Source organism: Mucilaginibacter sp. UYP27 (assembly GCF_040547175.1).
In the GTDB taxonomy this organism is placed as follows: Bacteria; Bacteroidota; Bacteroidia; order Sphingobacteriales; family Sphingobacteriaceae; genus Mucilaginibacter.
In genome coordinates, this window is sequence record NZ_JBEPPE010000001.1 from 467,357 (window position 1) to 483,350 (window position 15,994).

The 15,994-nt window shown below is 41.8% G+C and carries 11 protein-coding genes and 1 tRNA gene; 7 read left to right on the forward strand and 5 right to left on the reverse strand.

From position 1 onward, the window contains the following. Positions 1-71: 71 nt before the first annotated feature. A tRNA-Arg gene (locus ABIB39_RS02085) sits at positions 72-143 on the reverse strand. A gap of 73 nt (positions 144-216) precedes the next feature. Then, on the reverse strand, positions 217-2,283 hold the full coding sequence (gene metG / locus ABIB39_RS02090) for a methionine--tRNA ligase (RefSeq protein WP_354426948.1): 2,067 nt from the start codon (positions 2,281-2,283) through the stop codon (positions 217-219). Positions 2,284-2,401: 118 nt separating this feature from the next. Between metG and ABIB39_RS02095 the strand changes: the two genes are divergently transcribed. From ABIB39_RS02095 to ABIB39_RS02105, 3 genes are all read left to right on the forward strand, one after another. Next, positions 2,402-3,319: a S66 peptidase family protein gene (locus ABIB39_RS02095; protein WP_354426949.1), complete on the forward strand. Its 918-nt coding sequence runs from the start codon at positions 2,402-2,404 to the stop codon at positions 3,317-3,319. 16 nt (positions 3,320-3,335) lie between these two features. After that, positions 3,336-3,743 carry a DoxX family protein gene (locus ABIB39_RS02100; RefSeq protein ID WP_354426950.1) on the forward strand — a complete coding sequence of 136 codons (408 nt, stop codon included), beginning with the start codon at positions 3,336-3,338 and terminating at the stop codon, positions 3,741-3,743. A gap of 188 nt (positions 3,744-3,931) precedes the next feature. Then, positions 3,932-4,636 carry a toxin-antitoxin system YwqK family antitoxin gene (locus tag ABIB39_RS02105; RefSeq protein WP_354426951.1) on the forward strand — a complete coding sequence of 235 codons (705 nt, stop codon included), beginning with the start codon at positions 3,932-3,934 and terminating at the stop codon, positions 4,634-4,636. Between the two features lie 577 nt (positions 4,637-5,213). Here the strand turns inward: ABIB39_RS02105 and ABIB39_RS02110 are convergent. Genes ABIB39_RS02110 through ABIB39_RS02120 form a run of 3 tightly spaced genes read right to left on the reverse strand, consistent with a single transcriptional unit; the run spans position 5,214 to position 10,819 of the window. Next, a complete protein-coding gene (locus ABIB39_RS02110; protein ID WP_354426952.1) occupies positions 5,214-6,071 on the reverse strand; it encodes a BT_3987 domain-containing protein in 858 nt (285 codons plus the stop codon). A gap of 25 nt (positions 6,072-6,096) precedes the next feature. After that, the gene (locus tag ABIB39_RS02115) at positions 6,097-7,665 is read right to left on the reverse strand and encodes a SusD/RagB family nutrient-binding outer membrane lipoprotein (protein WP_354426953.1); all 1,569 of its coding nucleotides are present in this window, start codon (positions 7,663-7,665) and stop codon (positions 6,097-6,099) included. Positions 7,666-7,675: 10 nt separating this feature from the next. Further along, a complete protein-coding gene (locus tag ABIB39_RS02120) occupies positions 7,676-10,819 on the reverse strand; it encodes a SusC/RagA family TonB-linked outer membrane protein (RefSeq protein WP_354426954.1) in 3,144 nt (1,047 codons plus the stop codon). Between the two features lie 185 nt (positions 10,820-11,004). Between ABIB39_RS02120 and ABIB39_RS02125 the strand changes: the two genes are divergently transcribed. From ABIB39_RS02125 to ABIB39_RS02140, 4 genes are all read left to right on the forward strand, one after another. Continuing rightward, positions 11,005-11,340, forward strand: coding sequence for a PadR family transcriptional regulator (locus ABIB39_RS02125; RefSeq protein ID WP_354426955.1), 336 nt, complete (start codon positions 11,005-11,007; stop codon positions 11,338-11,340). A gap of 24 nt (positions 11,341-11,364) precedes the next feature. Continuing rightward, on the forward strand, positions 11,365-13,038 hold the full coding sequence (locus ABIB39_RS02130) for a PspC domain-containing protein (protein WP_354426956.1): 1,674 nt from the start codon (positions 11,365-11,367) through the stop codon (positions 13,036-13,038). Beyond that, complete coding sequence (locus tag ABIB39_RS02135; RefSeq protein WP_354426957.1) at positions 13,038-13,250, forward strand: hypothetical protein; 213 nt, start codon at positions 13,038-13,040, stop codon at positions 13,248-13,250. Before ABIB39_RS02130 ends, ABIB39_RS02135 begins: the two co-directional genes overlap by 1 nt. A gap of 224 nt (positions 13,251-13,474) precedes the next feature. Then, positions 13,475-15,916, forward strand: a complete 2,442-nt coding sequence (locus ABIB39_RS02140; protein ID WP_354426958.1) for an outer membrane beta-barrel protein — start codon at positions 13,475-13,477, stop codon at positions 15,914-15,916. Positions 15,917-15,994 lie beyond the last annotated feature (78 nt).

A 15,994-nucleotide genomic window follows, 5' to 3' on the forward strand; every position in this document is an offset into this window, starting at 1 on the left:
GGAATCTTGTATGTGAAAAAAAGAAAATCCGCAAAATTACGTTGAATTTCGCGGATTTCAGTAAAAGTTAGTGGTCCTGACGAGAATCGAACTCATATCTAAAGTTTAGGAAACTTCTATTCTATCCGTTGAACTACAGGACCGGTATTTAAAGAATTGCAAAGGTGCAAATTTTGAATGAGTTAGTCAAACCAATTTGTACATCTGCATAGTGGCTTATCGTATTACTGATCCATTTGGCATTTCATCCGCCGGGGCAACAAAACTTAGCTTGCCTTCAGCATTCTCTGCCATCAGGATCATCCCTTGCGACATGATGCCTTTTATCTCCCTTGGTTCCAGGTTTACCAGTATGCTTACCTGCTTGCCAATAATGGCCTCGGGCTCGTAATGCTCTGCGATGCCTGATACTACGGTGCGTTGGTCTATCCCGGTATCTATCGTCAGCTTTAAAAGTTTTTTAGTTTTGGCAACCTTTTCGGCGGTTAAAATAGTCCCGGTACGGATATCCATATTTACAAACTCATCAAAAGTGATATTGGTTTTTGCAGGTGCTATAACGGGTGTTACCACAACGGCAGATGCCGCTTTTTTATCAGCCAGTTTTTGCACTTGTTTTTCTATTGCCTCATCCTCTACCTTCTCAAATAACAAAGCAGCCGGGTTAAGTTGATGGCCGTTGGCAAATTCAAGTTCCTGGTCAAATGTAACCGCATCTAAATTTAGCATACCAAATATCTTGGTTGCAGTTGCCGGTAAAAATGGCTGCAGGGAAGTTGCAATATGGCCTATTAATATTAAACTGTTATGTAAGGCTGCTTTAGCGGCCTCTGGGTCAGTTTTAATTGTCTTCCATGGCTCTTGCTCGGTAAGGTAACGGTTGCCAAGGCGTGCCATATCCATCACGTTCTGCATGGCTGCACGGAAACGGTAACTTTCCAGGTTTTTACCCAGATCGTCGTAGTAACCTCCAAGTTCGGCATCTACTTTAGCATCGGTTAACGTGATAATAGCACTATCACTCTCTACCTTACCATCGTAGTACTTGTGCATCAGTATCATTACGCGGTTAACGTAGTTACCCAAAATGGCCACCAATTCATTATTTACGCGTGCCTGGTAATCTTTCCATGTAAACTCACTGTCGCTGGTTTCTGGTAATATCGATGTTAGTACATAACGCAGTTCGTCCTGCTTGCCGGGGAACTCTTCCAGGTACTCGTGCAGCCAAACCGCGTGGTTGCGGGATGTGGAAAGCTTATCGCCCTCCAGGTTCAAAAACTCGTTGGCCGGTACATTCTGCGGTAAAATATAATCGCCGTGCGCTTTAAGTATTGCCGGGAAGATGATACAATGAAACACGATGTTATCCTTACCGATAAAATGCATCAGGCAGGCATCATCTTCGGTATTGGGTTGTTTTTTCCAATACAGTTCCCAATCCTTGCCATTATCTATAGCCCATTGTTTGGTGGCAGATACATAGCCTATCGGCGCATCCATCCACACATAAAGTTTTTTGCCTTTGGCTTCTTCTAACGGAACGTCTATCCCCCAATCCAGGTCGCGGGTCATAGACCTTGGCTGCAAGCCCGATTTTAACCACGAGCGGCATTGTCCAAATACGTTAACTTTCCACTCACCTTCTTTCTCATCTATCCATTTTTCTAACCAGGGCTGGTATTTATCCAGTGGCAGGTACCAATGCTTGGTAGGTTTCAGGATCGGTTTTTTGTTACTCAGAGTCGATATTGGGTCGATAAGATCCGTTGGATTTAACGACGTGCCGCAGTTCTCGCACTGATCACCGTAGGCTTTATCGTAGCTGCAAACCGGGCAGGTGCCGGTAATGTATCTATCGGCCAAAAACTGGTCGAAATCTTCATCGTAATATTGTTCGGAGAATTTCTCAATGAACTCCCCTTTCTCGTAAAGGTTCAGGAAAAACTCTTGCGAAAGATCGTGATGGATGGGTGATGAGGTGCGGTGATAAATATCAAACGCTATCCCAAATTCCTCAAAACTATCTTTTATTTGGTTGTGGTATTTATCAATAATAGACTGCGGCGTGGTGCCCTCTTTTTTAGCCTTTATGGTGATGGCAGCACCATGCTCATCGGACCCGCAGATGTACACAACATCCTTTTTCATTAGCCGCAGGTAACGTACAAAAATATCTGCCGGCAGGTATGCGCCCGCCAAGTGGCCAATGTGCAGCGGCCCGTTTGCGTAAGGCAAAGCCGATGTAATGGTGTATCTTTTATATTTATTAAGTTGCGACATTAAACAGGGATGTTTATTAATTTGCAAAGATAACTTTTTAGTCGGTAAGACGGAAAGTCCGTACGGCCAGAAGACGGAAGTTGATCACTCAAAAGCACAAATTTAATTATTCGGAATTATGCCGTCCAACGGAACATACCCTCTTACCCCACCATACCTAAAAAAAGGCGATAAGGTTGCTATTACCTGCCCCGCCAAAAAACTGCCTATCCCTATGACGGATGCGGTTAATTTGCTTGAGTCATGGGGATTGGAAGTGATATTAGGCGATACCGTTACCGCAAGTTTCCATCAATTTGCCGGTGATGATGCTACACGCGCTGCCGATTTGCAACGCTTTATTGATGATGACAGCATTAAAGCCATTATATGTGCCCGTGGGGGGTATGGTACTATACGCATGGTAGACCTGGTAGATTTTGGTAAACTTGCAACTAACCCAAAATGGCTGGTGGGTTTCAGCGATATTACCCTGCTACACTCGCACGTAATAAGTAATTATAGTTTGCCCTGCATACACGGGCAAATGCCGTTGAATATCCCCGATGCATCGGCATACTCTTTGGAAACACTCAGGAAAGCGCTGTTTGGCGAGGAACTGAATTACCATATAGCACCCGACCCGCTAAACCGCATGGGTACTGCCGGAGGCATCCTTATTGGCGGCAACCTTTCGCTGCTGCTGGCCGTAATTAATTCGGTAAGTGATATGGATTATAGTGGAAAAATCCTTTTTATTGAAGACGTGGGCGAATACCTGTACGCAATAGACCGGATGCTGCGTGCGCTTAAACGTGCAGGTAAACTTAAAAACCTTTCCGGGCTGATTGTGGGTGGGTTTACTGATCTAAAAGATAATGACATCCCCTTTGGCCAAACATTGCCGGAGATTGTAATGGATGTGGTAGCCGAATACGATTACCCCGTTTGCTTTAATTTTCCGGCGGGGCATATATCAAATAATTGCAGCCTGGTGCTGGGCAAGGTTGTAAAACTATCCGTTAAAACAGAAGGCGTAGAAATAAGTTATTCATAAATTTAAACACTCACCTATGGCATACTTAAGTAAATTATCGCAGTATAAAGATCTGGGCTTGCTCATCATCCGCGTTGGCTTAGGCGCAATGTTTATCTTTCACGGTTATCCCAAATTAATTGGCGGCACCAATGCATGGGCAGGGTTAGGTGTATCAACAAAATATGTCGGCATCCACTTCGCACCGGTATTTTGGGGTTTTGCTGCGGCTTTGGTAGAAACCCTGGGTGGGTTTTTGATAGTTGTAGGGCTGGCGTTTAGGCCCGTATGCCTATTGTTAGTTATAAACCTTATTGTAGCAACAGCTACACACCTTGGTAAGGGCGATGGCTTGCAGGGCGCGGCACACGCCATAGAAGATGCCAGTATGTTTGCAGGATTGTTATTCATCGGGCCGGGCAAGTATAGTGTAGATAAGAAATAAACTACATGATACTTGTTTTAAACTAAAAGCTTCGTTACATTTATATGGTGGCGCCTAAACCAGCGTTACACAGAAAATTAAAGCATGTATCCTTACATTAGTCTATAATTAATATACAAGCCCCAGCTTAACTGTTAGGCTTTTTTAAATAATTTTTTTAAATTTATAAAACAATTAAAATTACCTATATGAAAAAGATCACAGTATTAACATTATTGCTTGCACCACTCGCAGCTATGTCACAAGATAAGCTAGTAAAGAAAAAAGTATCCCTAAATCTAACCGAACAATATCACGTTTCTGCTGCTAATAAAGATTTGAGACAGGGTCTGTATATGGTAACTGATGCAGACGGTGGGGCTGTTGTTAGGGGCAAATACCAGGATAATAAAAAAGTAGGTACATGGATGTTTTACGACCCCGACAATAAACTTGTTCAGCAATATGATTATACTAAATCAAAAATGTTGTACACCAACCAGGATTCGGGTTCATTTATAAAAATGGACTACAGTGTGAATGCGCCTGATAAAAAAGAAGTAGAAGCACCGGTAAAGATTGGAGGCTCAACATTGGCGTTCCTTTCGTTTTACAACAGCAAAGATATCCCGCCGACGATACTTAAAGAGAAATCTGATATAAATGTAAAATATACTATAAGTGTAGAGCCGACCGGGCAAATTGGCGATGTTTATGCCGACTATGAAAGCAACGGTACAAGTGAAAGAAAAAAGGTTTACGTTAGATCTAATTCTTCGGGCTTATTAGATTTTATCCCTGCCAAGGTTGATGGTAAAGAAGTAAAGAGTACAGTTACGCTTTCAACAACAATACAGGCAGATAAAATAACAGTTTATGGTTTTTATAATGCAGCTTCAACTCAGAAAAATTAAGTTCAAAAAATATCATTAATTTAACGCCCTCACTCATTCAGCCTCCGCCAAAATAATCGCAGGGGCGTTTGGTTTGGTGAGTACTACTTTTACTCATCCCATATGACATTTAAGTATCAGCGTCGCTACATACTGGAAAAGATTATTACATCAGATCAATGTTTTTGTTAACCGATATCGTGTTGGTTATATCATCATAAGACGTGGTCCATGAAAGTGACTTATTCGGCGCCATGAAATGACCATGAAAAATTTTTCTACAAAGATGCCGACCGTGAAAAGATATTAAGGTGCTGCTACGATACCCGATTTCTGGAGCTGGCTGGCGCCTAATTAATCTTGTCGAAATTAACAATACCGCTGTAGGCTTAACACCACCATGGGTCTCGGCTCGGGCCGGGAAGCGTGTCGGAATATGTAGAATCTAGCTCAAGTACCGTTATTAGATAATGCCTTGCTAGTTAACACACTAACTGAACTCGCTTTTATTATGACTTTGTCGCCGTCCCTCTTTAGCATGCACAAAAAAAAGGCATCCTATAGTAATAGGATGCCTTACTATAATCGAAAGATTAAATTATTTCTTTACTAACGTCTGAGTGATTTTACGCGGCGCACCGGTATTGTAGAAATACGTCAATGTGAACGTTTTTGTAGCAGGATCATATTTGTTGACACCGCCTGGCGTTAAGGCTACTGAAGGTTGTGCAGTACTTGATAACGATACCGAGTTGTCAGCATTTACAATGATCTTAAGGTTTGGCCCCAAATCAGCTAATGCGTCGCCACTAATACCTTTAGAACCCGCGGTATTCATGGTTACATCGGTGTCGAAAGGGAATGGGCCCAAGCTTGGGTGAACCCTTACACCAGTGCTATGGTAGACCCCTTCATATTGATTTTTACCGCCAATAGCATATAATACAGAACCGAAGTTACCACTAATGGTTCCCGTAGATGCTTTTTTAATGGTTAACGGCAATGCATATGAACCGTCAAAGTCAAAATCAGCAGGAATTTTTACCTTAACTTTTAAAGTTGCACGTCTTTCACCCTTTTTAATTACAACAGTTCCACTTTGTATACTGAAAACATTTGTCTGCAGTTGTCCGTATTCCTGATCGCCATCAACCGCTGCTTTGGTATTATATTTTGTTAAAGCTGCAGGATCAACCGCAACCTCTACAGTAATATCCTGTGGGGCAGTTTCGGTACCTGAATAACTTACAATTACATCGAATGAGGCATCCTCGCCAATAACAAATGATTTACCATACACCGGATAAACAGCAGTTGCTGAAGATAGGTAGCCTTCTGTTGTGTAAAACTCAACAATGTTTTGAGGTTTGTCTGCTATGATAGGTTTATCCTTTAAACAAGAACTAAGTCCTGTTACCAAGGCTAAAACAGGGAGCATTTTTAAATATTTTTTCATTTCTTTAAAATTTAACTATTAAAATTTATTTAGCCCAGAAAATTTTAGAGGTGTAAGGACTGATACCACTCGGCACGTTACTACTGTTATAAGTAAACTCAGATACCGGGTACAATATGCGGGTTGGCAACTTATCCGGCGCTGTAGATTGTGATACAATTGAAGCAAAAGTGGTAGTAGCGGTGTTACCGGTAATAGCCGGATATCCGGTTCTTCGATATTCGCTCCAGGTTTCATGACCAAATTGGAATGCAAGAGCAATATACTTTTGCGTAATAATTGCTTCTACTTTTTGCTCGGTTGTTGTAGCCAAATTAAAATTAACTAACCTGCTACCACTATTATCATCAAGATAGGTAGCATAATCTGCATCAACCGGCCCAACCACTGTATTATTTGCATTTGTATACAAATATGTGAAAGAGGCTTTTATACCGGCGTTGAAATTCGTTGCAGCAGTACCTGTCACAATACCCCTAACGTTAGCTTCGGCCTGTAAAAAGTAACTTTCTGATGCCAAAATTAACGGCTGGTCTTGTGTTTCACCTTTCAAAACACCTATGTAACCCTCATCCCTGGCCGAGTTTGCGTAAAAGAAAACTGGGGTTGGTGCCTTGGGGGCATTTGCTTCTGTATAGCCCAACCTGTTTTTAGCTGTATTTGTACCATTGTAGTTAAAAAAGTATGCAAGACCGCGGTTATCATCAACCAATTTAGTACCATCGAAAAACGCAAGAAAATATGGGGATGCCAGATATACCGCACCTGCTGTCCTGGCCCCGCCAGTTTCAGAAAATGCCCATTTATCCCATAAAGGATTCTGTTTGCCTAAAACTTTTGTGTAACCAATAGGGCTAATTTTGGTACCTGGATTAACCGCTGCATCCGCCGTTAAAAAACCTGCAGTAGCATCCGGCGTTGGTTTCGTAAAATTAACTTTACCACCTGCACGAAGGATCAAGCGCAATTTCAATGTGTTCGCAAATTGCGCCCATTTTTTAAGGTCACCTCTAAACATAACATCAGCGTTCTCTAATGTTTTCTCTGATGCTGCCGTGTTTAAAACTGTTATTGCCGCATCAAGCTTATCTCCAAGATCTTTATAGATGTCTGCACCTTTGTCATATTTTGGCTGTAATTTACCAAGCCCTTTTAATGCCTCGGTATACGGCACATCGTTGTAAGTATCTACCAATAATTGAAAGTCATATGCCTTCATTACGTTAGCTATTGCAATATATGCTGAATTAGAAGCCGGGTTATCAATAATGTATTGATAATCTTCCAAATTGTCATACGTATTATTAAACAAGCCGTTTTTATCACCGGTTGTAAAAGCGTAAGAAATAAGTGGGCCTAAGCTACCAAAACCGCCGGCGTTACCAAAATAACCGTTTAATTCAGAGCCATATGTATTGAAATCTCCTGTATTAACAATTAGGGCTGCAGTAGCTGTCAGAGCTTGTGGAAGCACCAAAGCCGGCGTTGCCGCTGTTGGCAAGTTAGGATTATCATTGACATCCAGATATTTTTTGCAAGATGTCGCAGAAAACAGGCAAATGCCCGTTAAAGCTATACTAAATATTTTTTTCATGATAATTTACTTAAAAAGTTACGGAGATAGTACCACCAAAATAACGAGATGGAGGTGTTTGTCCTAAATTGGTTAAACCGATAGCATTACCACTTGATCCTGCTGTTCCGTCACCATCACTGTATTCAGGATCTGTATACACATTTGATTTTGGGGCAAATAAGAATAAGTTACGTCCCTGTACACTTACAGTAACCGCTTTAATAGCTTTGGTTTTGCCTAATAATGATTTTGGTAAGTCGTAAGCTAATGAAGCCTCACGAATTTTCCAGAATGCACCAGAGTACACGTAGTTGATATCCATGCTCGAGCGTGGATCATCAGTCCAGTAACCGGTACCACCATCACGTACAGTAATGTTTGTATTTGGAACATAAGTGTTTGTAGCTGCATCAAGGTAAACAGAGTTAGGGATCACAAAACGATCGCGGTTGTAAAAACCACTATTATATGATGAACCCGAGAAATCTAACCCACCTGCACCAGCATTGTAGATGCTATAACCACCACGATATTCAGCTAAAGCTGAAAAACGTAAACTTTTGTACTTAACTGATAAGTTAACCGCTAATATGTCTTTAGGTTGCGCATTTCCTAACACACTAACTTCGTCAGCTGCATTAGGATAACCGGTAAGAGCATCTACGATGATACGGCCCTGAGGGTCGCGTTTGTAATCATGGCCTAATATTACCGGGAATGCTTCTCCGGCAACTGCATAAGAACCTGCACCAGATGTGTATGACGCTAAATTTATACGTTGCACATCGGCACTGATTGATTCTACCCTATTATTTGTATGGGCGTAGTTAGCACCTACTGTGATATCCCAATCGGCAGTTTTGTAAGGAGTGACGCTTAAAGCAGCTTCAAAACCTTTTGAACTGGTTAAACCAACGTTAGTAAGGTACTGATTAAAGCCGGAAGCATTGGATACACCGGTACGAACGGTTTGTGCGTTTGTTTTGGTACTAAAGTAGGTAAACTTAGAAACTACCCTGTTGCCAAAGAAGTTGGCATCAAAACCGGTTTCCCATCCTTTAGTGATCTCCGGGGTTAAGTTAAGTGAAACAAGGCTGTTACTTAAAGTAAGGCCACCCTGGCCGCTGTACGGGTAACCCGCACCCTGGCTAAATGTTGGCAATAACTGGTATGCGCCAAAATTTTGTCCTAAGTTAACCTGTCCCACTTTAGATAAACCACCACGTAGTTTAATAAAGTCAATACCTCTGATGTCTTTCAATTCTTTAAATGCATCTGTAACTACGAAAGATACATCGGCGGCCGGATAAAAGAATGAACGGTTATTTGGTGCTAAAATAGACACCCAATCATTACGACCGGTAACGTGTAAGAATAAGTAATCTTTGTAACCGGCAGTAAAGTCACCATAAATACCTTGCTGATGAGCATTGTAATAGTTTGACGTTGCTGTTGGTACGCTGGTACTGTTGCTTAAGTTAAATAAACCCGGTACAACTAAACCGTTGACAGTAGCTCTAAGATCTTTTTGTATATCGTTACGTATACTTGCGCCTAATGTTAATTTAAAGCTGAAATCCTTTACATTCTGCCTCATACCGATCAGGAAATCTGAATTGATACGGGTTTGGTAAAACGAATAATCCTGGTTAGAACCTAAGATATCGTTAATTTTGTAAGTACCTGTTTGCTCTGGTTGAGATTTATTGTAATCGCTAAAGGCAAACTTGTCAACAGTTGTTTTTTCTGTTGTATTTTGGGTGGTAATCCCAACACGGTAAGTGAAATCTAACCATTTTAATGGATTGTATTTCATTTCAACATTCCCTACCAAATAATCATTCCTCGTTTTACGACGGTTGTTATCAGCAATAAAGTAGGGGTTGTTGTAGTATGCGTTGAAATAACCTATTGGGTTAGCATACTCATTATTTCTCCAGTCCTTGTAATCAGTTATGTCTAACTGCCCAGGGCTGTTCAACAAGTTGTCATAGATAGTAGCCGTTGCTTGCGTAATATCGTAACGGTTTTGAGTATAACCTGTGCTATAATTTAAGTTAAGATTTTTAAGGATTTTCTGAGTTCCGTTAACCCTTAAGTTAGTACGGTTAAATTTGTCGCCGGGAGTTGTACCGGTAACTGCAGCATACTGCCCAGAAACATAAATGGTAGAATTTTCGTTACCAGATGACAAATTGAAGTCAGTTTGATTGGTTAAACCGTTTTTCCAGAATTTGTTTTTTGCATCCTTGTATGAATAAACCGCCGTTTGCTGATCGCCATTTTCCAATGGTAAACCAACCGGCCTTACAGTACCATCATACGCAGGGCCATACTGCTGGTTTTCATATGGTAAATAAACCTGATAATTACCGTTAGAACCAGAACCAAAACCAGATTGAAATTTAGGATAGAAAGAAACCTGCTCAATTGTAGTGGTATTAGATACACGTACAGAAGTTTGACCTCTCTGGCCTTTTTTGGTAGTTATGATAACCGCACCGTTGGATGCTTCAGAACCGTATAACGCGGCAGCACCTGCACCATTTAATACCTGAACGTCTTCAACGTCTTCAGGGTTAAGGTTGCTCAAAATTGCGTTAGGAACAATAACGTTATCTACCACGATCAATGCATCGTTGTTACCGGTTAATGAACGCATACCACGTAAAACAACACGGTAGTTAGGGTTAACACCACTGCTTGTTGCATTGATACGCAAACCTGCAACTTTACCATTTAAACCCGAAATAACGTTTACCGGTTTGGTAGACGTTAAGCTTGCCGGCTTAATTGTTGTTGATGCATAACCTTGCTCTTTTTTACGAGCTTCGATACCACCCGCTGTAACTACCACCTCGCTCAACTGGCTTGCACTTGAGCTTAGGCTTGCATTTACTACTCCGCTGGCGCCAATAGGAACCTGAATGGTTGAAAAACCAATAAATGAGAACCGAAGTGAATTTGCCGATGCCGGCACATTTAGGGAGAACTTTCCCGAAGCATTGGTTTGAGTACCAATTGTAGTTCCGGCTACTGTAACACTTACTCCCGGTAACGGCAAACCGTCATCCTTTGAAGTAACTGTACCAGTAATTGTACGATTTTGTGCATACACCTGCGTTACACATAACATCAGGAAACACAAACTTACTAGTAGAAGTTTTTTCATGTTTGTTAATAATAAGATCAGTTAATAGTTAATTAATCATAAAAGTAGTGTTCCACTATCAATAAATCAAATAAAAAAGTAAAAAAAGATGCTTTTTCATAAAAATATTTTAAAAAAATTAAAAAAGATAAAAAATACAGTACTATGTATTGCATAATACATTCCAAAACATATATCTTTGCATTATGATTGTTGAAAATACACAAACCCAAATGAGGAAAGGCATACTGGAGTACTGCATTCTTTCCGTTATAGCAAAGGGCGAGATCTACGCATCAGATATAATTGCTGAGCTTAAGAAAGCCCGCTTGCTTGTGGTTGAGGGTACGTTATACCCTTTATTAACCCGATTAAAGAACAATGGCCTACTTTCTTACAACTGGGTGGAATCAACATCCGGGCCGCCACGCAAGTACTATGTACTTAGTGATGAAGGCCGTAAGGTGCTGGAACAGCTCGATGGCACCTGGAAAGAACTGGCCTTTGCCGTAGAAACCGCAATTGGCAACAGAAACAATTAATAAACAACAAATCACCACCCCATCATGAATAAGACCATAATCATCAATATAAACGGCATCGTTTTCCATATAGAGGAGGATGCCTACGAGATACTTAAAAGCTACATGACCGATGTGCAGCGCCATTTCCTAAACTCGGCAGATAGCCTGGAAATTACAACCGATATTGAGAACCGCATTGCCGAAATGTTTAACGAGACCCTGCTTAAAGAGGGCAAACAGGTTATTGTTATACAGGATGTAAAAACCGTTGTTGAGCAAATGGGCTCGGTAGAGGATTTTGAAATAGAGGAAGACGGCGCAAAACCGCATGCACAGCAAGCTTTCACCTATGGCAACGAGCCCCGCCGCCTGTTCCGCGACCCGGACGACCACCTGGTTGCCGGCGTATGCTCGGGCATAGCTAACTACTTTGATTTCAACCCGGTTTGGATACGTTTATTATTTGCCATTTCGGTAGCGTTTTTTGGCACCGGCTTTATAATTTACGTTATACTTTGGATAGTGGTTCCTAAGGCCATTACCCGTGCCGACCGCATGGCTATGAAAGGCCAAAAGCTGGATCTGCAGGGTTTTAAAAACAACTTTGAAGAAGAGTTGAATACGGTTAAAAGCAGCCTGCACAACTTTCATAACGAAGCCCGCCCCTTTGTTTACAAAACCCGCGATTTTGCCGGCGATATTTTTGCCCACTTCGGTAATTTTTTAGGCGGTGCCGGTAAGGTTTTTGGCAAACTGATAGCCATTGCACTTATCGCAAGCGCATTCGCGGGTATCATAGCACTCATTATAGTTACCGTATCTGCTTTTGCATACGGCAATTTCAACATGGGCATTTATCGCATCTTCCCTTTTAACATTGCCAACCAGCACGTTAATAACATATTTATAGTTTGCGCATTGCTAATGTCAATTATACCTTTGCTTGCAATTATCTTAACACTTATCCATTATGTGTTTCGTGGTAATGTTATCAACCGCACCGCGGGATCTGCATTGTTAATGACCTGGATCATCGCGTTAAGCATCGTTATATATTACACCGCCAAAACATCTGCGGACTTTAAAGAGTACGCCAGCTTTAGCCAAACCATAAACATCAAACCATCTGCCGATAGTACTTATTACCTAAAGCTTAACGATATTAAATTCCTGACGAAGGAAGACAGCATCCGCCTGAGGGTTAAGGAGGATTTTGGTAACCGTGTTATCCTTGATGATGACGACGATAACAATATGGACATGCCCGATAAAAACATAGATATCACGATCGAGAAAAGTGACGTGGTTGAGCCCGTTCTTGTAGAATCTTTTAGTGCCCGTGGCAGCGATTACCAGGAAGCCCTTTACAACGCACGTGGCACCAACTATCAGTTTGTGCAGGAAGGCAACGTTCTTAAATTTAACCGCCGTTTAGAAAAACAAGACGACCGGTTATGGCGCGCCCAAAGGTTACATTTAACCCTCAGGATCCCGTTAAATTCAAAAGTTGTTGTTGACGACCAGATAGACCGCTTTTTAAGGGATATTGACTATTACGGCTGCAACAGCACCAACAAACGCGACGACCATTCGCCTGCAAAATTTATTATGACCGATAACGGTTTGCAATGTAAGGTGGATACGCTGGTTATCCCGCAAACGCCGCAACAAAAAGTTATTGCAGATAGTACTGCAAAAGCAAACGCCGGTCAATAATGAAACCCATCATAAAATATATAAGCCTGCTGTTATTCAGCGGGCTTATATTACCATTTTATAATTCATCTACTCATAAAAATCATGCATTGCCGCATACTACAAAAACGGCATTGGCATCAAACAAAACGCGTGCGGCAACCCCCGGCCATGCACATAGCTTTATATATCAGGATATTGCAGAAATACTGTTCCCACAGCTAATAAATTAACATTTATCTGTAACCTTTAGTACCCTTTTACCATCTTATAACAAAGACATCAACATGTTGGCATATTGCCCGCATACAACATAAACCTACAGCCATGCATACACCTACACAATATATTATATAGCCCGGCGATATAACCGCCCCAATAATTCAAATTTTAACGCCCGTTCAAAAATCGAAAGAAGATCTTTCGCAGGGCTCGTATTGCCTAAATTTTTACACCCATGAAATCTCATATCAACAAACTACTATATATAATACTGCTTCTTGCTTGCGGTTATATTGCTAACGCGCAAAGCACAAAACCTGCATCAGTAAGCGGTCACCTTTTAAACGAACAGGCAAAACCGATGGACTATGCCACCGTCATGCTTTTGCGGGCGAAAGACTCATCCGTAGTAAAAGGCACGCTTACAAACGATGCCGGGAAATATGTTTTCGATCGTGTTACGGCAGGCAAATACCTCGTTAAAGCAACCAATGTAGGCTATAAACCATCCTTTAGCCCCGCCTTTGATGTTGTTGGCGATGCCACCGCCGCGCCGGCCATAAGCATGCAGCAAACCAGCCACGACTTGCAGGGGGTTACCATCACCTCGGCTAAACCGCTTATCGAACGTAAATTTGACCGCACGGTAATGAATGTGGAGAATAGTGTACTTGCCGCGGGCAACTCGGCTTTAGAGATCCTGGAACGCGCACCGGGTGTTACCATAGATAAGGACGATAACATCACCCTTAAAGGTAAGCAAGGCGTAACCGTGATGATAAACGATAAACTTACCTACTTATCGTCCACCCAGTTAGCAGCAATGTTAAGGTCTACCGATGGCAGCACCATTCAATCGATAGAGGTGATCACCAACCCATCATCAAAGTACGATGCATCGGGTAACTCGGGTATCATCAACATAAAACTTAAAAAGAATAAGCAAAGCGGCACCAACGGCAGCTTAACAACCGCCGCAGGTTACGGGAAAAACTTTAGGGACAACACCAGCCTAACCATAAACCATAAAACAGGAAACCTGAACCTATTTGGTACGCTTAGCCGTGGCGATATTACCCGCCAAAATGTGTTGGACATTAACCGTACTGTAGTAAGCGGGCCAACAACGCGTTACTTCACTCAGAACACTATAATGAAAAAGCCTGTACATTATAACAACTACCGCTTGGGTGCAGATTATAATACATCGGCTACTAATACCCTGGGTTTTGTGGTAAGCGGAGATTACACCAACGAAGTGAATAACAATAGCAGCCGCACCAATATCGGCTCGATACCAATGGGGATAGATTCATTTCAGAACACACTTACCGGTATCAAGCAAACCTACCGCAACATCGCTGTAAACCTGAATGATAAATGGGTAATAGATACAACCGGGCAGGAACTAAGTATTGACCTTGATTATTCTAAATTTAAGAATAACTCCTTCGCTAATTACGACACCTATTTTTTCCTGCCAGATGGCAGCACACAAAAGCCACCATTGTTTTTGCGTAACCAAACACCATCAACCATCAGCATTTATACTGCCAAGGCTGATTATACTTACCCGCTTAGCAAAAGTTTGAAACTGGAAACGGGTGTAAAATTCAGTTCGGTAAAAACGGATAACAACCTGCAGGCCGAGATTAAACAAGGCGGTGTTTTTGTAAACGACCAATCGCGTACTAACCGTTTTGTGTATGACGAAAAAGTAAACGCGGCTTATGTAAACCTTGGCAAAACTTTCAAAAAAACATCCATACAAGCAGGCTTACGTGCCGAGAATACCATATCTACAGGTAACCTTATTACGAACGACCAGATTGTGCACCGATCTTACCTTGACCTTTTCCCAACTTTGTTTATCAACCAAACTTTATCTGATAAGCATGAGGTTGGCTTAAGCTATAGCCGCCGTATAGACCGCCCAAGCTATGATAACCTTAACCCCTTCATCTATTACCTGGACCAGTACACTTACGAAAAAGGCAACCCGTTTCTTAAACCGCAGTACACCAACACCTTCGAACTTAGTTACACCTACAATAAAACCGTTAACGTAACCCTTGGCTACAGCCGCACCACAGATGCAAGTGTGGATGTTTTGTACACCGATACCGTAAAGAAGGCAACCTTCCAAACGAACGAGAACCTGGCAACACGCGATAATTATAACATCAATATCAATACGCCTTACACCATTACCAAATGGTGGACGGGAAACGTTAATGTGGATGGTTTTTACCAGAATTTTAAATCGCCCGTGCTTTTGGGCCAGGCGCTAAACAACGGGCAGTTCTCTTTCCAGGGCCGTGCAACGCAAACCTTTATAGTACCGGGATATAAATTAGAAGTGACAGGCAATTATCAATCTGCCCAAAGCTATAGCATCTTCAAAATAAAATCGCAATACGCGATAGACGCCGGCATCAGCCACTCGTTCTACCAGAAAAAGATGAACATCAAACTGGCGGTGTCCGACATATTTGACACCCGTAAAAGCAGGGTGAGTACCAACTTTTCGGTCACCAATCTAAACCTGGTGCAGAAAAACGAAACCCGTATTGCCCGGATAACCTTTACTTACAACTTTGGCAATAACAAGATAAAAGCCCGTCAGCACCAAACCGGTGCCGAAGACGAAAAAGGCAGGGTGAAAAGCGGGGGGTAAGTTTGCAGTAGGCAGTTCGCACCAAAACAAAAAGCGATGGACGTATAATTCATCGCTTTTTGTTTGGTCGGGTTAATA